The organism is Klebsiella sp. OBRC7 (genome assembly GCF_000293135.1).
Lineage (GTDB): Bacteria > Pseudomonadota > Gammaproteobacteria > Enterobacterales > Enterobacteriaceae > Klebsiella > Klebsiella michiganensis.
Window position 1 is genome coordinate 1 of the sequence record NZ_ALNJ01000061.1, and the last position, 21461, is coordinate 21461.

Annotated in this window: 17 protein-coding genes and 2 pseudogenes; 8 read left to right on the forward strand and 11 right to left on the reverse strand. The window is 38.4% G+C overall.

Annotation, left to right across the window (positions count from 1 at the left end):
* The 5 genes and pseudogenes from HMPREF1144_RS12480 to HMPREF1144_RS12500 form a co-directional block, all read right to left on the reverse strand.
* Positions 1-274, reverse strand: a 274-nt coding sequence (locus HMPREF1144_RS12480; RefSeq protein WP_009652935.1) for an IS5/IS1182 family transposase, incomplete at its 3' end; no start/stop codon positions are given.
* Between the two features lie 45 nt (positions 275-319).
* Positions 320-2305: an AAA family ATPase gene (locus HMPREF1144_RS12485; RefSeq protein ID WP_009652938.1), complete on the reverse strand. Its 1986-nt coding sequence runs from the start codon at positions 2303-2305 to the stop codon at positions 320-322.
* A complete protein-coding gene (locus HMPREF1144_RS12490) occupies positions 2268-2954 on the reverse strand; it encodes an ABC-three component system middle component 1 (RefSeq protein ID WP_009652947.1) in 687 nt (228 codons plus the stop codon). Before HMPREF1144_RS12490 ends, HMPREF1144_RS12485 begins: the two co-directional genes overlap by 38 nt.
* Complete coding sequence (locus HMPREF1144_RS12495; RefSeq protein ID WP_009652936.1) at positions 2944-4182, reverse strand: ABC-three component system protein; 1239 nt, start codon at positions 4180-4182, stop codon at positions 2944-2946. The genes HMPREF1144_RS12490 and HMPREF1144_RS12495 overlap by 11 nt, the downstream gene beginning before the upstream one ends.
* Before the next feature lie 238 nt (positions 4183-4420).
* A pseudogene (locus HMPREF1144_RS12500) lies at positions 4421-4870 on the reverse strand (tyrosine-type recombinase/integrase); the annotation flags it as partial.
* Between the two features lie 113 nt (positions 4871-4983).
* On the opposite strand from HMPREF1144_RS12500, the gene hxsD reads away from it, so the two are divergent.
* From hxsD to HMPREF1144_RS12525, 5 genes are read left to right on the forward strand one after another with little or no spacing between them, the layout of a single operon-like run.
* Entirely contained in the window at positions 4984-5256 is a 273-nt protein-coding gene (gene hxsD / locus HMPREF1144_RS12505) for a His-Xaa-Ser system protein HxsD (RefSeq protein WP_000333418.1), read from the forward strand.
* A complete protein-coding gene (gene hxsB / locus HMPREF1144_RS12510) occupies positions 5256-6644 on the forward strand; it encodes a His-Xaa-Ser system radical SAM maturase HxsB (RefSeq protein ID WP_009652933.1) in 1389 nt (462 codons plus the stop codon). Before hxsD ends, hxsB begins: the two co-directional genes overlap by 1 nt.
* On the forward strand, positions 6637-7749 hold the full coding sequence (gene hxsC / locus HMPREF1144_RS12515) for a His-Xaa-Ser system radical SAM maturase HxsC (protein WP_009652949.1): 1113 nt from the start codon (positions 6637-6639) through the stop codon (positions 7747-7749). The genes hxsB and hxsC overlap by 8 nt, the downstream gene beginning before the upstream one ends.
* Complete coding sequence (hxsA, locus tag HMPREF1144_RS31425; RefSeq protein WP_071532260.1) at positions 7746-8381, forward strand: His-Xaa-Ser repeat protein HxsA; 636 nt, start codon at positions 7746-7748, stop codon at positions 8379-8381. The genes hxsC and hxsA overlap by 4 nt, the downstream gene beginning before the upstream one ends.
* A 20-nt stretch (positions 8382-8401) precedes the next feature.
* On the forward strand, positions 8402-10006 hold the full coding sequence (locus HMPREF1144_RS12525) for a TIGR04141 family sporadically distributed protein (protein WP_001737750.1): 1605 nt from the start codon (positions 8402-8404) through the stop codon (positions 10004-10006).
* Between the two features lie 3 nt (positions 10007-10009).
* Here HMPREF1144_RS12525 and HMPREF1144_RS12530 read toward each other — a convergent pair whose 3' ends face one another.
* From HMPREF1144_RS12530 to HMPREF1144_RS33630, 3 genes are all read right to left on the reverse strand, one after another.
* Positions 10010-10882, reverse strand: coding sequence for a plasmid partitioning protein RepB C-terminal domain-containing protein (locus HMPREF1144_RS12530; RefSeq protein WP_009652943.1), 873 nt, complete (start codon positions 10880-10882; stop codon positions 10010-10012).
* Positions 10883-10890: 8 nt separating this feature from the next.
* The gene (locus HMPREF1144_RS12535; protein WP_042927645.1) at positions 10891-11763 is read right to left on the reverse strand and encodes a ParB N-terminal domain-containing protein; all 873 of its coding nucleotides are present in this window, start codon (positions 11761-11763) and stop codon (positions 10891-10893) included.
* Positions 11764-12304: 541 nt separating this feature from the next.
* The gene (locus tag HMPREF1144_RS33630) at positions 12305-13300 is read right to left on the reverse strand and encodes a recombinase family protein (RefSeq protein ID WP_009652941.1); all 996 of its coding nucleotides are present in this window, start codon (positions 13298-13300) and stop codon (positions 12305-12307) included.
* A 793-nt stretch (positions 13301-14093) separates the two neighbouring features.
* On the opposite strand from HMPREF1144_RS33630, the pseudogene HMPREF1144_RS12545 reads away from it, so the two are divergent.
* The 3 genes and pseudogenes from HMPREF1144_RS12545 to HMPREF1144_RS12555 all read left to right on the forward strand — a co-directional run.
* A pseudogene (locus tag HMPREF1144_RS12545) lies at positions 14094-14722 on the forward strand (tyrosine-type recombinase/integrase); the annotation flags it as partial.
* A gap of 1 nt (position 14723) precedes the next feature.
* Positions 14724-16868, forward strand: a complete 2145-nt coding sequence (locus HMPREF1144_RS12550; protein WP_009652951.1) for an AAA family ATPase — start codon at positions 14724-14726, stop codon at positions 16866-16868.
* A 1-nt stretch (position 16869) separates the two neighbouring features.
* On the forward strand, positions 16870-18633 hold the full coding sequence (locus tag HMPREF1144_RS12555; protein ID WP_009652948.1) for a UvrD-helicase domain-containing protein: 1764 nt from the start codon (positions 16870-16872) through the stop codon (positions 18631-18633).
* A gap of 219 nt (positions 18634-18852) precedes the next feature.
* On the opposite strand, the gene HMPREF1144_RS12560 is transcribed toward HMPREF1144_RS12555, so the two are convergent.
* The 3 genes from HMPREF1144_RS12560 to hutI all read right to left on the reverse strand — a co-directional run bounded on the left by HMPREF1144_RS12560 (position 18853) and on the right by hutI (position 21458).
* On the reverse strand, positions 18853-19239 hold the full coding sequence (locus tag HMPREF1144_RS12560) for a hypothetical protein (RefSeq protein ID WP_154925573.1): 387 nt from the start codon (positions 19237-19239) through the stop codon (positions 18853-18855).
* A gap of 208 nt (positions 19240-19447) precedes the next feature.
* On the reverse strand, positions 19448-20257 hold the full coding sequence (hutG, locus tag HMPREF1144_RS12565) for an N-formylglutamate deformylase (RefSeq protein WP_009652944.1): 810 nt from the start codon (positions 20255-20257) through the stop codon (positions 19448-19450).
* Positions 20250-21458, reverse strand: a complete 1209-nt coding sequence (gene hutI, locus HMPREF1144_RS12570; protein ID WP_009652939.1) for an imidazolonepropionase — start codon at positions 21456-21458, stop codon at positions 20250-20252. The genes hutG and hutI overlap by 8 nt, the downstream gene beginning before the upstream one ends.
* Between the last annotated feature and the right edge of the window lie 3 nt (positions 21459-21461).

A 21461-nucleotide genomic window follows, 5' to 3' on the forward strand; every position in this document is an offset into this window, starting at 1 on the left:
GGGCAAACAGGCGCATGGAGGCGATTTCGTACAGGGCATCTTCCATGGCACCGTCGCTCAGGTTGTACCAATGCTGCATGCAGTGAATACGCAGCATGGTCTCCAGCGGATAGGGCCGTCGGCCATTGCCCGCCTTGGGATAAAACGGCTCGATGACAGCGGTCATATTCTGCCATGGCAGAATCTGCTCCATGCGGGAGAGGAAAATCTCTTTTCGGGTCTGACGGCGCTTAGTGCTGAATTCACTATCGGCGAAGGTGAGTTGATGGCTCATGATGTCCCTCTGGGATGCGCTCCGGATGAATATGATGATCTCATATCAGGAACTTGTTCGCACCTTCCCTAAGCCACGTTGATAGTTTTGGATAAGTCTACCGCTATAAATATGGAACGTTAACTCTATATCAGCGATGGTTTTTTTAGAATAATCTTTGTTTAGTATAGTGAGTTGTTCCTTTAATGTGGTAATTTTCTGTTTAGCATTTGTTAAGGCTTTATCCATATCTAACAAATCGTTAAGCTCTTTTTTTAAAGCTTTAAGTTTAAGATTATTCGCTTCATTCTTTTTGTATAAGAAATATTTATCTTTTCGATTTATCTGTTCTAAGTCTATGTTGAAAACATCATCTGGTGTAGCGAATGATTCATTCAAGACTGATTCCCATCCTTCAGGAAGTGAAATCAGCTCATTTTTCTTTTGTTGACGTATCAACGATACTAATGATTGTTTCCTTGATTCTATTTCTTCTGGTAAATCTGTAAAGGTCTGCGGGTAAGACATTCCGATTTGAGAAAGTCTTTCATTTATTTTTTTTATTTTTTCGAATATGCTTTCTGACTTTTGTAAACTATCAAATAATTTTTTGTCAAATTTAAGCTGTGTTTGTGCTTCTACCAAACGCTGAATCTCAGCATCCTTAGATTGCTTTATTTCATCGAGTTCGGCTTGTAGCTGTTTCCCTACATTATCTAATAAACTTTCTAAAGATTTACTTTTAATATCGATTGCGTCTAATAGCAGATCTTTTGTGATCCAGTCATGCCCACAAAGAAGACAATGTTTTTCTGATAGAGAAGTTTTCTTTTGATGTTCTTCTATTAATTTCTTTCTTGCTTGGCTAATCTCTACAAGAATAGCATTTTTCTCACCTATTTCTTTTTTGTAATTATCTCTAAGTTGTAAGTGTCTTTTAAAATCGATAATATTTATATTTGTATTATCTTTGATTTTATCAGTATCATCCTGACTTATCGAATCTTCCTTCTTACGCAAAATGCTTAAAGATAAATTCATCCCATTGTTAATCTTATTCTTTTGAGCCAGTTCCGGGTAGGCTTCAATATGATGTCCTACTTTTATTACCTCGGTTAATAGCTTTTCATTTTTGCTTATGAAATTTTCTATTCTGGCATTATCAATAATTACGCGAAGCTGTTCTTTGTTAGTAATTAGTTTTTTAAGTAATGAAATTTTATTCTCATTTTTTTCTGTTGTTTCAATATCAGAAAAAATTGAAGGGTTCTCAACATCCCATGACGGCGTAGTCAGATGAGTTGATATTTTTTCATACTGCACAGGATTATTATCATTTGTTCCTGGTACACCTATCGCTTGAATTTGAGATGTAATTGAATCCCTCTTTTGAATGAAATTCAGACCGGTTGATTTCCTCGTCAATGTACTTTGAACTCGTCCACATAAATTTATGATTTCAGTTAGTTCACTAACGTTCATCAAACCACTGATAGCATTTTTTCGCTGCCTAATACTGTTAGCAAAAATAAATGAACTCTGTCCTTGTTCAAGATAGTTAAGAAAGTTGTAGTTATCAGTGAATTTTTCGCCTAATATTTCATCAAGTTCATTTTGTGTAATTAAGGTGCTGTTTTCGTAAGAGTCTAACAAACCTAATTTATAGAGTTTAAATATGCTAAAATTATCTGCTTTATTATTCTGTATTATTTTTAAATCTTTTGCATGTGCTCTGCGTGAAAAGTAAAGTTTCTCATTATTATCATTCGACATCTCGACACTGATTTCGATATCATCCTCTCCATTTGTTTTGTTCCAGAAAAGATTATCACTATAATTTTTAATGCCTCCTGGCATTATTGTTTCACATAGTTGTACAATTCTTTTTATTTTTCCTGTAAACAATAACTCTAAAGCATCATATACGCTTGTTTTGCCATATCCATTAGGGCCTTCAAGTGTCAACAAAGAAGAACTCTCAAAATCGAATTCGACTTTATCAAACGCTTTGAAGTTATTTATTCTCAGCTTTGATAGTTTCCAGTTCTTCATTTACTAATTCCTCAATTAGCATTTCTAAATTTACATCACTTTGTTTATTTGCTGTGCTGATCTTAGTATATATCTCAGATAAATTTAATGAATCTACCAGCGTGTTGATTTGGAGATCAATTGGAACAATATCCTTTTCTATATCAGGCATTTCTAAAAAAGGCAGTTTAATGAAAATTCTAGCTGCCATGTTATACAGGCTGGGTCGGGATGGATCTGCTTTATATGTGGAGAATTCTTCATGATCTGAGAGAACTGCTCTAAGATTATTAAAGTTCTTCCCGGAAATTAATTGATTCTCTTCATTTGAATAATACAATACATACTTTTTGAAATGATAAGCATTTTCTTCTATATCAAATATACTTTTTTCATATTGCTTGTAATTTGAAAGCTTGTCGAGTTGAAAAACTATTATAAGATCAGTGTTTTTTGCAAAAGCTGGAGCTTCTAAAAGTTCAGTTGGGGTGTTGTTAATAATTAACTCATTAATGAAACTCGCATCTTCAAGTTTATCAGTTCTGTAGGTTATTATATATCGACGTAATGCATCTTTCTCCTTTTTAAAAAAAGAAATATTTTCTAGCGTACTTTCAACTTCTATAAATTGGTGATCTTCAATAGCTTGTTTTATAAAATTATTTAGCATTTAGTTCCGCCTCTGCTTTATCAGTAGAGATAACCCTTAAATCAAATTCCCTAACAATATGGTTATTGTTCTCTTTAGAGTCGTTAATTTTTGTGATTTTTTCTGAGGTTGCTGAAATTATCGTATCATCTGATACTTTATAGGCTATTATATTATTATATTCATAAAGCAACGATGCAAGTGTAGCATTATCCCTTATGTGATTTTTCAACTCTTCTTGGAATGAAGTGTTTCGTCTTCTTCCATCTCTAATTGTCAAAGCTGTTGGGAGATATTTATCTATTTTTTTAGAATAATGAGGCAAGCCCATTAGTTTTGGTATGTGGGATATTGCTGATACTACATCAAGATAATCCCGGACATCATCTTCATTTATAACATTGTTTTGTCTGTGAGGCTGTAAAGAGGTATGCAATTGTATGGCAGAGTTATAATTCAAGCTATAAATAAATCTGAAAACGTTTGATATCGATTCAATTTGCTTCACGCTAAAAGCGTCCAAGTCATTATAGAACTCAGTTTCAATAATATTTGTTATTTTTTCTTTGGTTAATAATGCTTGATATATTTCGTCTGTCCGGTTAAGTGGGGGGGATATTAGTAATTCCCAAAAAATGCTACTTGCGATTCTATTATGATATGCTGCGTAGTCTTGTTTTTGTCCATTGTGAACTAAATTATGAATTACAATTACTTTATTAGTTATTAGCTCTGAGAGTAAAGTGGATTTTTCAATAATTAAATTTTTTGTTTTAATCAACTTATTGGTATCTAAAAACAATTCAATTTGCTCATCAATCAATTCATTTATTTTTGATAGTAAACAGTATTTAATATCGCCATAACTGTAAAACTCCACTATTTTCCCATCATTACTTGTATAATTTTCAAAATTATCAAGTTCTTTAGCTACATGAAAATATCTGATTGTATTTTCATCACAGTCAGTAGCTATACATGCTGCTTTATAAATAGCTTTGACATATTCAGAACGATATTGCGATAGCTTTGCTTTCACTTGATGAGTTGATATCACCTTGCCATCACAATAAATAGCAAAGTCATCTGTGCTATCTAATTGCAACTCAAAATTATCAATTATTCTCTGTTGAAATGATTTTGCCGTTAATAGTTTCAGGCAGTGATAAAGAGCTACTTTCCCTTGGTAAACAAACCCCCCCCAAGAACTGATCGCACTTTCTGGCAGTGTTTCCTCTATGTTAGACATTTTTTATCCTATGAAAATTTTACTGAACATAGCTATAAATCAGAATTCTTACATAGACATACTAATCATTTTTAGTGCGATTGAAATGCAAAATGTTCACTATCTTGCTCATAAATGTGAGAAAGTTCAATTATGAGAGCAGCTAAAGATTTTAATCGGTATATCCTTCTGTTGAGGTTTACTTGCCAATAACACTTATTGATGAGTTTCCAAAGGATGCTGCTTCTACATACTCACCTCACCAGAGCATCATCTCTCTACGCAGTTCAAGGTATTGAGCACGATTGTAGGCTCTCCTGACTTCGTAAGTATCGATATGTGCTAACGCAGCCTCGATCACGTCTGGTGGAAAGCCTCTCTCGTTAAGCACTGTTGAGGCAATCGCTCTCATCCCATGAGCGACTAGAAGGTCTTTGAAGCCAATCCGTTTAAGCGCCATGTTCGCTGTCTGGCTATTCATCGGTTCAAGTGGATTACGGTAGCCGGGGAAAACATAATCTCTGTGCTGACTAATGGGCTTCATCACTTCCAGAATAGCCAAAGCTTGCGCAGAAAGCGGAACGATATGCTCACGCTTCATCTTCATGCGACCAGCAGGGATACGCCATTCTTTTGCGTCAAAGTCGATCTCATCCCAGCAAGTCGTTGACGCTTCGGCAGGTCGGATCATCGTTAGTAATTGCCATTCAGATGCTAACATCCTGTAACATATTAATTTAATGGTGTATCCTCATTTCTATAGGAAAAATCCGCTTTAAAGCGGTTGCTGATTGTGATTATTAGTTTTGTGAGGCAATGGCAATGTGCGAAAGGACGTTAAAAAAAGATGTTTATTCTGAATGGGTTATACGCAATAGCCTGTACTGGATGACTTCTCTTACTCAGTGGAAACTTTGTGAAGATATATCCTCCTGGACAATCTCTTTTGAAAACGATAGTCCCGAATGCCTCTATGAATTCGAGAGGCTGCTGAATGATTATGCTTTGCGAGAAAAACTACAGCATAAAACGGGGGCGTTGAGAGATTCTATTGTCCATAAAGTGCTTCGCAGTGTCGATGAAAGGCTTTCGTAATGGAATTGATGCCATTCAATTTTGACAGATTGCCTAATGGACGGGTTTTTATAAGCAACCTCGCTGGCTTTCATCACTTCATTAATGAGCAAGAGCTGCTTGATCTTTCTGATGAGCAAATCAGTGCGGAGCAATCAAACGCACTAGAAAGCAAGCTATTTATAGCTAACGAAAGCTCATCGGCTGTAACTCCCTATGCTTTAAGTTCTGCTTTTGCAAAACGATTGATGAATGAACTGGCGGTCAGGCCAATTTTCATGATTGTGCCCACATTACGTTGCGACCATACCTGCAAGTATTGTCAGGTCAGTAGAGCTTCCGTGAACGCCTCTGGTTATGATCTAGATCCCGCTCTCATCCCTGATATCATTTCTACTATCAAAAAACTATCGACACCACCTTACAAGATAGAGATACAGGGTGGAGAGCCACTCTTGCGGTTCGATTTAATTCAGTCTATCTATGAGCAATGTGTTGAAACGCTGGGAAGCACCGATTTTGAGATGGTTGTAGCATCAAGCCTGTCTGTCTTGAATGAGGATATGCTTGAATGGTCGAGAGACAGGAACATAACGTTCTCTGTTTCGCTTGATGGTGAGGAAGTTGTTCACAACAGTAATCGAATTCTTGGTCATGGGCTTGCTTACAGTAGAACAGTGTCAGGGGTAGAGGCTATAAAACGGTCTTTAGGCGCTGATCGCGTTGCAACGGTTACTACAGTTACTAAAGATCTTATCAGGCACCCTGAATCGATTGTCCAGGCTCACTTATCTCTTGGCCTCAAGGACATGTTTATCCGACCTGTTAGTCCCTATGGGTTTGCACAAAAAGCATCGTTCACCTTTTCTATGGACGAATACTTCAGTTTCTATTCCTCTTTGATAGATGAAATTCTTAAGATCAACAAAGAAGGGATAAGGGTTGTTGAACATTCGGCCTCCATTCATCTGAAAAGGATCTTCAATCCCGGCTTTAGTGGTTATGCGGATTTAAAGTCGCCAAGCGGGGTCGTGCTTAACAGTATTCTTTTCAATTATGATGGTCGAGTATATGGTAGCGATGAGAGCCGTATGTTGCAGAAGGTGAACCCTGAAACGGAGTTCAGTGCGGGTGAGGTTAAAACGCTATCATTTTCTAAGAGTCCTTACTATAACGCAGTGTTGAGTTCATCGTTCAATTTTGCTCTGCCAGGTTGTGATACATGTGCATATCAACCATTTTGCGGTGCAGATCCATGCCAGAACATAAGTGTACAGGGTGAGCCTGTCGGTGATAGGAGTCGTTCAACGTTTTGTCAGTATCACAAGGGGATGTTCAGGTATCTGATGAACTGCATCTCAGAAGGTGGTCCGAAGGCTGAGATGCTAAAAGGATGGGCATATGTCTGAGGTTATCAGGAACGATATCTTTCATTTTGCTTCAAAAAAGAATGTGCCCACGGGGTTCTATCGGTTATGCAAACAAAAACCAGTGAACCCTTTATTCTTTTTGCCCAATTTGCTGGTAGTTGCTGAAGGCAATAATGATGCCATTCAACCATGCTTTGATTTCTCTGTTATTAGCACTGAATTATATGAGTCAATTGAAGATGGAGATATTGGGATAATCAACAATGGCAATATGATACGCGTAATTCTGTCCCGCAGAGCCAATCATAATACTGTCTTAGTAACGGAACGCTGCAATAACTTGTGTCTGTTTTGTTCGCAGCCACCTAAGAAATCAAATGATGACTGGCTACTTACCCAATCAGCTCTTGCTATAGCTTCATTTGGTTTGGATGGAGTTGTTGGGGTCAGCGGTGGAGAACCTTTGCTGTATGGAGATGATTTCCTTCACTTCATTGATTTTATCATCGAGAATTCACCAGATACTGCTTTGCATGTTTTAACAAACGGACGCAAATTTGCTGATATCAACTTTACTCAGGAAATGGCAAAGCGAAGCAAAAAGATCAAAATCACCTTTGGTATCCCGCTCTACTCATCAAGACCACTTGTGCATGATCATCTGGTAGGGAGTGATGGCGCATTTAATGAAACGGTTAAGGGGTTAATCAATGCAGGAAACTCAGGGATTAATATCGAACTTAGAGTTATTCCGACACTGGTTAACTATACAGAATTGGATGATATTGTAGAGTTCGTTGGCCGTGTGTTCTCCAACATCAATCAGATTTCCCTTATGGGGCTGGAATCTATCGGTTGGGCGCGAAAGAACTGGTCAACAATCTTCATTGAGCACAGCAGTTATAGTGAGAAAATAACCTCTGCAATAGACGCTGCACGCAGGTCAGGCATACCTTTAACAATTTTTAATTATCCTTTGTGTCATCTTCCTGAAAGAGCTTGGGAGCTTGCCACTCAGTCGATCTCTGATTGGAAAAATTACTATCCTAAAGAATGTGATGAATGCACTCAGAAGTCTTCCTGTGCTGGTTATTTCAGTTCCTCAACAGGCCGTTTTCATCAACCACCGAGACCAATTTTATGAAAAAATTTAATTTTGCTGCTCTACTTCCGGGATTTTTAGCACTCAATAATTCTGTATGGGCAAGTGATTCATCTACCGGAGCAAGTGATTTGCCTGGTATGACTCTTAATGAACATGATTTAGTGATCGCACCACTTAACACCGAAGTTCCATTCTACATTGCAGGGCATCGCAGTCATAGCTCCCATCGGAGCCATAGTTCTCACCGTTCATCATCAGGTGGCGGGTACTATGGTGGCAGCACTCCTTATTATCCAAAAACATACAGCTCACCAAGTTCATCTGGGTCTTCAAGTTCAGGAACAAGTTCCTCATCGTCCTCTTCCTCTGTGCGTTCGCTTCGTTCTAACGACAATGTTAACTCTACTACTACGAATTCAGTTGGAACTACAGAAGCTAACCGTGCAAGTAATGGGCTTACTTCTGGTACAGAGAAGCGTAAGCGCTTAATCATGCGGGTTCAATTCGCTTTGCTGGACAACGGTTATTACAACGGGAATATTGACGGCATAATGGGGCCCTCCACAAGGCAGTCTATAAAAAATTACCGAATTGCGAAGGGACTACCAACGCCTGCAACTGAAACACTGGATACTCAATTATTGAACTCGTTAAATATTCTGGCCCGCTAAAGATTTCAGGATGGAATGAAATGAAGATTAAACTCTCAATATATAAAGCAAAAAGATTCAATGATGATATTGAAAAAGTTTTGAATTTGGAGAGAGTGAGAAATCCGATTGAGTTCAACATAGATGAGGCTAGGGTGTATTTGTATGCAAAACAATTCTTAGATCCCAAGCCTCCTGAGTGGACAACTTTATTTACAAGCCAAAAGCCAGAATTGGATCATAATTTCTTCGGGAAAAATAGTAGCACTGGTGCAGTCTTGGTTGTTGAAATGAATAACTCAAGATATCTAATTCCTTTCGGGACAGGGCATCACTTAATTAATGATAATAGTATTGTCAAAGGTTTTGGTCTTAAAACTACACTTAATTGTATTGAACATAACAAAATTCGTAGTTTGGATAAAGGCAGCCATAATGAAACAAATCTATTAACTCGTAGTCAAAGTAGTAAAGAGGTTGATATTTTTAACCTTAAAATTGATTCCGAGATGGATATACTTACCACTCTGACAGGGACTTCCACTGAAGATGTTTTAGGTAATAAAATAACGGGTAAAGATGCATTTGTAATTATGCCTGATATTGACCTGAAATCCATCCCGGAGTTGTTAAATAAAATAGACTCCATTTATTCTCAGCCTCTCCCTGAAGAGTTTGAATGGGTTAATAATATAAAAGAGGCAGATGAAGCAGAAGTTGAGATACTTGATTCAATTCTGGTCGATTTAATAAAAGCAAAAGATTTTAATGACATATGGCTGGGTGAACCTGAAATTGTAGATTGGGAGAATCAGATAGGCTATTGTTTTGAGAAGCGGCAAAGAAGCATGATTTATGAAAGTTTGTCGGTTAGTCATATTTGTGAGTATTTTGAAAGCAAAAAGATTGAAATTACTTTAAATGATCTCAAAGGAAGCAGTTTGCATGTTTTAGATGCAGATTATCAGTCTTTAAAAAAATGGTCTCTTTATAGATGTCTGTATGCTGAGATAAAGGAAGGTGATCAAAACTATATCCTGAGAGATTCAATTTGGTACGTGGCTGATAGAAAGTTTGTTTCCACCATTGATAATGAAATTAAACGAATTAAGCTGTATGAGGAAGCCGACAAATTCCCGATTTATTCTTATAAAAGAGAAGAGCAATACAATAAAGAAACTTGTCTTGCTGATCAAAGCTTTACTCATATGGATCAAAAGTTCATATATCATGGTGGTGGGCGAAGTAAAATTGAATTTTGCGATATTATTAGAGGTGCAACTGATTTTATTCATGTGAAATATTATAGCGGTGCGCAAAGCATGAGCCATCTATTTTCACAAGGATTTATAAGCTCTGAACTTTTCATAAGCGATTCTGAATTTCGATGGAAGCTTAATGAAAAATTGCCAGCGCATATAAAATTAGCTGACCATACATTAAGGCCAGAGGCTCAGAAATACAAAATAGTTTTCGCGATTGCCACAAGTAAAAACCTCCCAGATGACTTGCCTTTGTTTTCTAAGATAAATTTGAAGAATTTTAATAAAACTATTTCTAATTTCGGATACGAAGTTAGGATCTGCAAGATAGATGTAGACCCCACAATTTATAAAAAGAAAATTTGTAAACCCCAAAAAAAATAAGATTCAATTTAATTTATCAATGTCAGAGATTTTAGTCAGTTCATTAAGGTATTCATTTTTGTTCCTAAGGAGCCAGTGAAATATTTTAGGGTTCTCAAGAAGTTTTTTAATGTGAGAAATGAGAATTGTCAGTTTCAAGCTATTTGAGCCATAACTCTCTTGTATTGATTGCGTGTCAAAATGAACCTGAGCCATTTCTTTCTCAAGTCGTTCAATAGCTTTTCTATTACCAGTTTTTGTATCTATATTATTTTTAGTTTTGTCAATTAACAACTCAGGGGAGGAACTATGATATAGAGACTCAGCAAAAAGTTTTGAGTAATTATCAAACCTTATCATTAAATTAGCACATTCTATTTGTCTGAAAGGAACCATTCTTTTTAAAACTCTAAAAGTATTTATGGGAATATCTTTATCATTAAATAAATCAACTACTTGAGGGCATATCCCTTTCAATACGGACATGTTGGTTCTTAGAGAATCTATACTTATATTTAATGATGTACATAACATTTCTTCAGGCACTCCCACTCTTACAGCTTCTTTCAGCATTCTCTGTATTTGTATAATTGTTATACGGTTAACTTTTTTGTTCGGTGTATAAGTATCATATGTAGTTGAAATTAGGCAGTTTGCTTTATCTTCCCCAATATCTTTTAGTGCTTCGACTCTAAGGTGTCCATCGATTATTTTAGCAGTTTTATCACTTTGATCGATGTAAATTAATATCGGTTCAACAAGTCCCAACGCTGATATGGTGCTTTTGATCTGGGAATATTTTTTACTATTTTTGAAGTTAGTAGGCAGCTTTTTAGTATGAACAAGATCAGATAATTTGAAAGTGATTGTTTTTTCACTAAAGCAATATTTAATCATTTTGCACCTCAATTGGTCGTGTTTTTAAATATAATATTTACTACTTCATTTAGGCTTTCTTCATCTAATATTCGTAAAAACTCCTCATCATTGACAAGTTCTTTAAAGATTTGATTTGCTATCAACAAATTCATCTCAACGTATTCTGCTTTGTTTTTAATCTTTCTGTGCTGAGAAATGTTATCTTGATAGATTTTTTTTAATTCATCTGTAGTCATTTTTTTCTTTTTCTTTGTTATCCCAAAGTTATTATTTAGGTATCCTTTCAAGCCTTCATCTCGTGAGTCAAGTATTTCACGTATTTTTCCTACATCTTTGTGTTTTATTAGACCTTTATCAAATGCTTTAATTAACAATTCCTGACCACCTTCAAAATCGACTCTTGCAATCTCAACAGCAAGCGAGATAGGTATGCTTCCTGATTCTACAGCGGATAATAATTTATTTTCACCTTTACTGATAAGCATTGTCAGACTTGTTATCCAGTGTAATGATAATCCAGTCGAGTTAGATATTTCCTTATTGGTTAATCCTTGCTCTGTCATTTCCTTTATACGTTGGAACTGTTCACCAGCACGAGGAACTACTCTTGCCATATTTTCAACCAGACTCATTATGTAGGCTTTGTTTTCATCTATATCAAGTACGATTGCTGGTGTTAATTCTTCTCCTAAAGCTGTCAATGATTCGAGCCTTCCTTGACCACAAATTAAAGCGAATTGATACTTTTTGTCCACGATTCGACGTACGGTTATTGGCTTTCTCAGTCCACTTGTGTCGATACTTTCAGTAATTTCCGAATGTCGAAGTTTATTTCGTGAACGTGGGATGACTACTTTTATGTCGGATATCTTAATCATGTGGATTTGATCATCTTTCATTTAAGCTACTTCCTTTTTATTGGTCGAAAGCATTTTAAAAAATATGTTGATATCGTCGAATCGATACATCTCAAAGAGAAGGCTGTTATTTTCTTTTAGGTTTAATTCATTTTCAAATGAATCAATAGAAGGGAGGATATAGTAATCAAGGGGGACGCTATTAAGACTATTCATCCTTACAATTATGTTGATGTCAGAATTAATGCTTCTGTCTAATCTCACAATCCATCTGCATTTATCTGTAGAGGTTTTTCTACAGCGTGCAAGTATTATGGTAAAGGTTAAGCTTTTATTGATCGTAATGAGTTTGTTTTCAGATATTGTTACTTCACTATTTGTAATTTCCTTGCATATTGTCTTAATAGTGTCGGCATGTTTAACCCTTAAGGCTGAGTTTATTTCTATAAATCGATAATCTCTTTCTGGTGTGTAATTGATGAGTTTATAGGCATTCAAAAGCCCACCAAAACGACTTGCTACGACACTACTCGACGGACCATTATCATCTTCATCGATAATAAAACCTGAAATTTTACCATGTTTAATGAGAACTTTTTTTCAAAAAATTAAGTATTTCTTCATTGGTCATTTTTTTTGAACGATTATCAATGATTTCTTTAGCTAATCTAAATTTCTCTGGTGAAATTATAGGCTTAAAAAATGAATCATATTCGATCCACTCTTCTTGTGGATTCTGAATTCTTTGGGCGTTCAATTTCTGTGAAGTACGATTATAAGTGTATTTCCCTGTGTAGCGAATATTAATTAGAATTGAATGTATTCTGCTCCTGTTCCATTCTGTTTTATCACTATATGCATACCCCTCTCTGTTTAGTTTTGTTGCGATAAGATATTCATTTAATCCATCAAAAATAAACATATTAAATATCTTTTTTACCAGCTTTATTTCTTTTTTTGTACCAGGGGTAAGAACTACTCGGTCAGTTTGCAAGCTCTTTCTTTCACCAGGACAAAGTATCATTTTTGGTCTATTGTTATTATCAATTAACTTTCTTCTTAATCCATATCCTGGTATTCCTCCCTGATAGTATCCCCTTTTAACAAGGTTTACGTGTCCCGCAAAAACTTTTACTGAAAGATTCCTACTGAAAGCTCCAGCAGCATATCTAAGAGCAGGAAGTGTAAGCATTTGGATTTCAGGCGATTCATCTGGTAAGTTCTCAGCACAATAAATAATCCTAACCCCATGATATTTCAGTAGATAACTATAATGCCCTGCCTCATCATTATCTTGCCATCGACCAAATCGACTGACATCATAAACAAGAACAGCTTCTATTTTTACTCTTCCTGTAACGACATCTTCTATTAGTCTGTTGAAGTTTTTTCTACCTGAAGCGGAGACTCCGCTTTTACCTTCATCATCATAAGTTTCTACAATCACCATATTGTGATCTTCTGCATATTTTTTTAGATAAAGAGCCTGATTGTCGATTGAGAATTGTTGATGGTCTGTGGACATCCTCAGATACTGAGCGACTCTAATTTTATGATTTTTCTGACTTTCATCACCCATTACACTTTCTCCGACCAGTCAAAAGCGAACAAACCCCCAACAAAATTGATCATTTTTTAAGCGATTTCAACCTCTTTATCCCTTTTGAAGCTATAAGGTTCTTACCTTCATTAAATCATCAAGGTAATGGCAAAAAGCTTTTGCAGGGGATTTTGAGTGCTCGCTTTTGAGTTGCCAGAAAACTATTGAAGTATCTTGCCTCGGCAATCAGAGGACATACGTACATAGAGTGATATCGCAAGAAGAATCTATAGGACTTGAAGAGCGCTGGCGTATTTCATCTTCTTTGAAGTGTAGAGGTATAGCTATAGCTTGAAGTGCTTCAATTCTAAACGGACCAGATGTTTCTACTAAATGGCATACCATTAGCTACAAGCTCGCCCAAAACCAGATTCGGGATGATAGGGGCATTGGTGCATATGTTATGCGTGTTTTTGAGCTTCGGTGATAGTGGGGGCATTATTGGGGGCATGTGATTATTCGAAACATGAAATATTCATCTTTATCAGTAGTTTGTGAGCTAGGTTTCATTCCTATTATCGCACCATTTCAAGTTCCTCAACCGTCCGTATTATTCCGTAAATCATCTGATTTATAACGTTTTTTAGTCCATAGTCGTCCGTAACCGTCCAGTAGAATCCGGCACTGAATGTGTATAGGATTGTGTATATGTTCCTGTTCGGTCTTGGATTCCTATACACATGCCTTTAAACGATATGCAGATTCGCCGCGCTAAGCCTGAAACTAAAGCCTATACATTTTAGAGATGGGCAAGGGCTGTCATTGCTAATGTGGAAAGGCTGAGTTTAACCCTGCAGCGGATCTTTCTAGTGCCCTCGATGTACACCAATCCAATCACTCCCTTTCCTAAAAGCTGATGAAATACCAGATTTTCTGCGTGCTTTGGATTGTTACACCGGAGGTCGGCGTGTCCTGATTGCCACGAAATTACTGATGATTACGGGTGTAAGGACCATCGAATTACGTGCGACATTATGGTCAGAATTTGATCTAGATAACGCTATTTGGGAAATTCCTGCTGAAAGGATGAAAATGCGTAAGGCACACCTTGTGCCATTGTCGACTCAGGAGTTAGATTTACTCAATGAACTAAAAGTCATGACAGGGAACTATCATTATGTTTTTTCCGGGGCGAAACGATCCGAATAAGCCAATGAGTGAGGCTAGCATCAATCAAGTGATCAAACGTGTTGGCTATGCTGGAAAATTAAACGGTCATGGCTTTAGGCATATGATGTCAACAATATTACATGATAATGGATTTAATTCTGAATGGATTGAAATCCATCTAGCTCATGTAGATAAAAATGCTATCCGTGACATATATAATCATGCTGTATACTTTGAACAAAGAAAAAAACACTGACTTTTTATTCCGATTATATTTTAAGGATGAGTTGATATGTACATATCAGAATTGGTTCTGGTAAATTATAGGAATTTCAAACGCAGCAGATTTGTTTTTGATAAAGATATTAATACTATAATTGGTGAGAATGGCACTGGGAAAAGTAATTTATTTAGGGCTATAAGACTGTTGCTTGACGATGAAATGCTATTTAGAGCCTATAAGTTAGGAGTCAGCGATTTTAGCCATGATTTAGAAGACTGGAGGGGGCACTGGATAATAATTAATATTAAATTCAGGGATATATCGCACGATGAATCTGTTCAATCCATTTTCCTTCATGAAGGTGGGGGGGTAGAAGTTGATTCTGAAAATGATGTTACTGAGGCTTCGTATAACCTTATATTTAGACCCGGAATATCAAAGAGGTTGGAATTGGCAAGGTTACCTGTTGGTGACAAGGCTGCATTAATTGACGTTAGAAATAATATTTCAATAGATGACTATGAGACTGTATTTACCGGAAGAAGTTTTGCCAATTTTTACAATGAAGATTCGTATTTAAAGATTGTAGGTGATTTTGATAAAGTTGTATTTCCGAGTAAAATTGATAGCAAAAATATAGGTTGGATCATAAACAAGCAAATGTCTTTATCAAAGGACATTTCTTTTACTTTTATAAAGGCATTAAGAGATGTTATACAGGATTTTAATGGTAATAAAAGGAATCCACTTTTAGAGTTGTTAGAGATTAAAAGTGAAACTTTAAACAATGAAGACTATGAAAAAATAATTGAGAATGTTATTTCTTTAAATAAGGATATTGAAAGTCTTCCTGATGTAATTGATGTTTCTAAAGGAATTCATTCAACAATTAGAGAGACGGTAGGTGAGGCTTTCTCACCTACTAAATTGACGATTAAGTCACAACTTCCAGATGAACCTGAGGAACTACTTAAGTCATTAACATTGAATATTAGTGAAGGCTCTAAAAATTTTGATGGTACTATCAGTGATATGAGTCTTGGGGGAGCTAACCTTTTATATTTGACCCTAAAAATTTTGAAGTATAAGTATCTTGTAAATAAAGGGAAAGTTGCGAATTTCATCTTAATTGAAGAACCGGAGGCTCATTTACATACACATATACAAAAAGCTCTATTTAAAAAATTAAATTTTGAAAATACGCAAATTTTATATTCTACACACTCAACGCAAATATCTGAAGCCTCTAAGGTAAGTAAGGTTAACATAATATCAAAAGCAGAAGGTAAAGATTATGTAGATGTGTGCCAGCCATCAACAGGATTAACAGTCGAAGAAATCCATAAACTTGAAAGATATTTGGATGCTAAAAGAAGTAATCTTTTATTTGCAAAGAAAGTTATTTTAGTTGAAGGAGATGCGGAAGAGATAATGATTCCTGCATTATTCTCTAAATTCTTTGGGTTAACTTTGGATGAGTTAGGCGTTACTATTGTAAATGTTGGAAGTACGGGTTTTAAAAATGTCGCCAATATATTTCATAATAAAAGACTTAGAAGGCGCTGTGCAATCATAACTGACCTTGACAGTTCAATTTATAGTGAAATAAGTAAAAAAGACAGTAAGGTAATAAAAACAAAAAAAAGAAAAGCATTAGGCTCTGATAAAATAGGAAAGGAAAGGAAGGCATTACTAGACATATTCTGTCAACATAATGAATATGTTAAGCCATTTTATGCTGAACATACTTTTGAAGTTGATTTTCTGAATTATTACGGTAATGAAGAATACGTCATTGATGTTCTTAATGATATATACACTCATAAAAGCAAAATTAAAAGCATTGAAGCAGACCTTAGAACTGAGAATGTGGAGGTTTATGGAGACAAGGTTTTGTCCGTTGCTAAATATGCTGGTAAAGGATGGTTAGCACTGGCTCTTGCTGAAAAAATAGATCATAATGTTCTGATTCCGGAATATATACTAGACGCGTTGTCCTTCTCTATCGGAAAATTTAATAAGTCAACATTACTTGTTGTTCTGCTTTATCGTAAACAGTTTTATCTTGATTCTTCAAAATCAGAAGAATTGGAATGCATTGATCAAATAATTAACTTGCTGACTCAGAGCAAGAGAGCAATTAAAAGGCAGTTAATAAAAGATTTGTATTCAAAGGCTTTTGGGAAACATGATAATCTTTTAAGGATGATCTAAAATGGATAGACTTTTCCTTAGAGAGTTTTTAAATGAAAAACAGATAGATGCTGTTCTATTTGATAAAGATGCTGTTGTGATGGCTTGTCCAGGGGGAGGCAAGACAAGAACTTTGGTTTATAAAATAGCTCATAAGCTTTCGTCCAAAACAGATGATCGCTTTGTTGTTGCAATTACTTATACTAACAATGCTGCTGATGAAATAAAGAAAAGAATTGTCGAAATGGGTATTTCACTAGACAGATTATGGATTGGCACAATTCATTCTTTTTGCTTGAGGTGGATTCTTAAACCTTATTCAGGATTCTGCGAAGATATAAGGTTTGGGTATAGGATTATTGACCCGCATGATGCTGATGAATTGAAGCAAAGGTTTTGCGATAAACATTCCTGTAGTATTTTCAAAACTAATTTTGGGTGGAATGAAAGAGGTTTGAAAGTTAAGGGGGTTAACAATAGGAAGGCAGTAGAAGAGTATTATAGTCATCTTAAATCTAACGATTTAATAGATTTTGATCAGGTTATATATTTTTCTTATTTGCTTTTGGTTCAATATAAATCGATTGCTTTAAACCTTTCGAGAATATTCAATCTCATCCTTGTGGATGAATATCAAGACACCCAAATCCTACAATATGAATTGCTTTTTCCTTTGGCAAAGTCAAGGGGAAATACCTGTCGCTTATTTTTTGTAGGAGATCCCAATCAGGCGATATTTAATTCCATGGGAGGAGTTGCATTAAGTTTTGAAAATTTTCGCGCTAGATCTGGGATTGATTTTAATTTACTTTATTTGAATGACAATTATCGGTCAAGCCAATCTATTGTTGACTTTTTTTCGTTATTTAGAACAATTTCTGGGCAGCCATTTAAAGCAGTTGGTGAATTTAGAGGTTATGATTCAAAAGTGACTTTTAATAAAGGTTGCAGTATTGAAAAGTTAGATGATTATGTAAAGGAATTAGTTTACTCCGCCATAAGTGATGGGATATCACAATCCGATATTTGTATTATTGCTCCATGGTGGTTTCATTTATCTGAAATAACACGGCGCTTAATGGCATTAATGCCTGACATTGCTTTCAATGGCCCTGGTGTCACACCTATCTCATTAAACAGGGAAAGTCTTTGGTATAAGTTTGCAAGAATTGCTTTAACTCCGTCCTCGCCTAAAAATTATTTGACAAGGATTTATTATGCTAGTGAGTTGCTAACACAGTTGAATGAAGCTGGTTTTATTTTGAAAAATGAATCAACCGAGGTTAAGAATTTTTTAAGGTATTGTAACTCATTGAATGTGCGAGAAATAGATGGGCTAGACTATCTGAAAGCTTTTTTTAATGAGAGTTCAGCGTATTTTGATTTTGATATTATGCAAAACGAAGAGTTTAGCGAATCATACAATGCATTTTTTGCTTCTGCACAAAAAAGAAAGGAGAAACTGGAGATTGAAGGTTTGGGAGTACTGACAAAAACTGAACACTATAAAAAAATGTTTGATAAAAAATCAGGTGTGACAGTTACTACAGTGCATTCAGCCAAGGGGCTAGAATTTGATTGTGTCATTGCTTTTGGATTGTTGCAGGGGATTATCCCACGATTTGATGAAGATGAGCAGCAGTCTAAGAGGCTGTTGTACGTATTGTGTTCAAGAGCCAAGAAAAAATTACACTTAATATCAGAAGTCGAACGGCGGCATAAAAGCGGTCCTTATCTTGCAAATGAGGTGCTCTGTAAAACCAAATTTGATTATACTAATGAATGAGATCCTTGAGGGCTAAGCTTGATTATGAGTAGTGCATAAAGTCATGCGTTTTCATGCAGTATAGACATACACTCTCAACATAAGCAGGGATCCAGAAAATTAGCTTAAAAAAACCGGCATATAAGCCGGTTCGAGGATTGCTTGAGTCGTCAGACAGGAATTTGCTGGCGGTTGGAGAGTCGGGATGCTGCGCCATATTTCCCGAGCGTATGAGCTAACTTATCTGATTAATACGTCTTTATCGAATGCAATTGCATCCCCGGGAGCAAGGCGGTAACGCACCGACTCACTGTCGAATAAGTTACGTGCAAATCCTGAAATATAAAAGAGATTCACTGAACAGGTGTGGGATCTTTTCCTGAATAAATGGATAAAGCTCGTTACATTTTTCTGTTCCTCAGTTCTGAATCTCGATCCAGGAACGGTTTTAAATATGGCAGGAGTCTTATACTTTCCCTCAGTAAGCGATTTGGTTACTTTGGATTGTAATTTATAAAACTCATGACCAGAGAATGCTTGTGTTGAAAGCAGACTCATTCCGCCATCCTGCTTTTCTGGAGCAATATCATCAATTACAGTGGCCCATGCAGGTGAAAGTGCTGACACAACGATCGCATAGCGTTAATGCTGAAGCAGGATCCCCGCCCTGAAAGACGGAGATAAAAGGGGGTTCCGCTAACGGCCCGCATTCCCCCTCTCTTCAGAAGAAGCCAGGCAGGCGGTAAGGCGTCGCTTTATTTGACCTTTCTTATCGCCTTCGGCTGTTTTACAGACTTTTCGGATGCCTGTGTCTTCAGCTTTTTAATATACGGGTTCACACTCCGGGCTCGCCGTACTGCTCTCGCCCCCACTGCAACGCAGTATTAATCACCCTCTCCAGCAGTTGTTGCGCCTGCTGCCCTTTCTCCGGAAGATAAGCAAAGCTCTCCTCATCCATATAGCAGCACTGGGCCATTTCTAGCTGAACAGCATGAATATGGTTGGCGGGATCGCCATAGTGACGGGTGATATATCCGCCTTTAAAGCGGCCATTGAGTATCCGGCTATACTGCGGGAACGCATTGCAGCTTGCCAGCAGCGCCTGGCTGAGCTGCGTCGAACAGCTGGCGCCGTCCGCCGTACCAAAGTTCAGATCCGGCAGGCGCCCTTCAAACAAGCGCGGCACCACGGATTTGATCGAGTGCGCATCCCACAACAGCGCATAGCCAAATTTCTCACGCAGGCGTGCCAGTTCAGCGGCAAGCGCCTGGTGATAAGGCTGCCAGACCTGTTTTAGGATCGCGTCCTTCGCCGCCGCGTCAGGCGCACCGCCCGGCACGAACAGGGCTTCGCCGTCAAAAAAGATATCGGTAAACAGCCCGGTTGTCGCCGTGCTGTAAAGCGGTTTATCATCCGCCGGGCGATTAATATCCACCACATAGCGGGAATAGCGGGCGCATAACGTGCTGGCCCCCATGTCCGCGATGGTCTGATAGAGCAAGGGAATATGCCAGTCGGTATCTTCCAGACGCTTCGCCCTCGGCGTGAGCCCCTGGGCGACTTCGGGGGTTAATAACGTTCCCGGGTGGGGCATACTGACCAGCAGCGGCAGGTTCCCCTGCCGCAAATCAAACGCCTTAATCACAATAAACCTCCTTACCTTGATAAATCACCTGTTTCGAAAGGGAGCCTCCCAGCCAGTAGCTTAGCTCCGCCGGATGAGCGATATCCCACGCCACGAAGCTGGCCTCTTTTCCGGCTTCCAGAGAACCGCAAACGGTATCCAGCCCCAGCGCCTTCGCGCCGTTAAGCGTTACGCCAGCCAACGCCTCTTCCGGCGTCATGCGGAATAGCGTACAGGCCATATTCATCATCAGACGCAGGGACAACACCGGCGAGGTGCCGGGGTTTAAATCGCTGGCGAGGGCAATCGGCACCCGGTACTGACGCAGCAGTTCCAGCGGCGGTAGCTGTTTCTCACGCAGGAAGTAATAGGCGCCCGGCAGCAGCACCGCCACCGTCCCATGGCGTGCCATTGCGGCGATATCTTCTTCGCACAAATATTCCAGATGATCCGCCGACAGCGCATGGTAGCGAGCGGCCAACGCCGCCCCATGCTGTAGCGTTAGCTGTTCTGCATGGAGCTTCACTGGCAGCCCCAGTTCCCGGGCCTTCTGAAAGACCCGCTCCACTTGCGAGGGCGAAAATGCCAGGTGTTCGCAGAACGCATCCACCGCATCCACCAGCCCTTCCTGATGCAGTTCCGGCAGCAGTCGTTCGCAAATATAGTCAATCCAGGCATCCGCCCGCTCCTGATACTCGACGGGCACCGCATGGGCCGCCAGGCAGGTACTGCGCACGGTCAGCGGCAATATGTCGCCTAAACGGCGGATCACCCGCAGCATTTTACGTTCGTTAGCCAGATCCAGGCCGTAGCCGGATTTGATCTCCAGCGCCGTTACGCCGTCCCGGCACAGCTCCCGGATACGCTGCCGCGCGCTCTCCAGCAACTGGCTTTCGCTGGCCTGTCGCGTGGCGTTGACTGTACTGGCGATCCCGCCGCCGCCAGCCGCGATCTCCGCATAGCTCGCCCCGTTGAGACGCATTTCAAATTCCCGGGCCCGGTCGCCGCCAAACACCGCGTGGCTATGACAATCCACCAGTCCCGGCGTAACCACCCTGCCCCGCAAATCCACCCGCTGCGCAACGGGTAAGTCCGGCAATTCAGCCCGGCTCCCGACCCATAACAGCACTGCGCCGTCGGTCAGCATCGCGCCATCGTCAAGCAACTGATAATGCCCTGCGGCCATGGTGGCGATCCGGCAGTGGTGCCAAAGGGTATACATGGC

Coding starts and splice junctions, on each gene's coding strand:
- HMPREF1144_RS12485 (WP_009652938.1), bottom strand. CDS start 2,305: ATGAAGAACTGGAAACTATCAAAGCTGAGAATAAATAACTTCAAAGCG.
- HMPREF1144_RS12490 (WP_009652947.1), bottom strand. CDS start 2,954: ATGCTAAATAATTTTATAAAACAAGCTATTGAAGATCACCAATTTATA.
- HMPREF1144_RS12495 (WP_009652936.1), bottom strand. CDS start 4,182: ATGTCTAACATAGAGGAAACACTGCCAGAAAGTGCGATCAGTTCTTGG.
- hxsD (WP_000333418.1), top strand. CDS start 4,984: ATGTGCGAAAGGACGTTAAAAAAAGATGTTTATTCTGAATGGGTTATA.
- hxsB (WP_009652933.1), top strand. CDS start 5,256: ATGGAATTGATGCCATTCAATTTTGACAGATTGCCTAATGGACGGGTT.
- hxsC (WP_009652949.1), top strand. CDS start 6,637: ATGTCTGAGGTTATCAGGAACGATATCTTTCATTTTGCTTCAAAAAAG.
- hxsA (WP_071532260.1), top strand. CDS start 7,746: ATGAAAAAATTTAATTTTGCTGCTCTACTTCCGGGATTTTTAGCACTC.
- HMPREF1144_RS12525 (WP_001737750.1), top strand. CDS start 8,402: ATGAAGATTAAACTCTCAATATATAAAGCAAAAAGATTCAATGATGAT.
- HMPREF1144_RS12530 (WP_009652943.1), bottom strand. CDS start 10,882: ATGATTAAATATTGCTTTAGTGAAAAAACAATCACTTTCAAATTATCT.
- HMPREF1144_RS12535 (WP_042927645.1), bottom strand. CDS start 11,763: ATGAAAGATGATCAAATCCACATGATTAAGATATCCGACATAAAAGTA.
- HMPREF1144_RS33630 (WP_009652941.1), bottom strand. CDS start 13,300: ATGGGTGATGAAAGTCAGAAAAATCATAAAATTAGAGTCGCTCAGTAT.
- HMPREF1144_RS12550 (WP_009652951.1), top strand. CDS start 14,724: ATGTACATATCAGAATTGGTTCTGGTAAATTATAGGAATTTCAAACGC.
- HMPREF1144_RS12555 (WP_009652948.1), top strand. CDS start 16,870: ATGGATAGACTTTTCCTTAGAGAGTTTTTAAATGAAAAACAGATAGAT.
- hutI (WP_009652939.1), bottom strand. CDS start 21,458: ATGTATACCCTTTGGCACCACTGCCGGATCGCCACCATGGCCGCAGGG.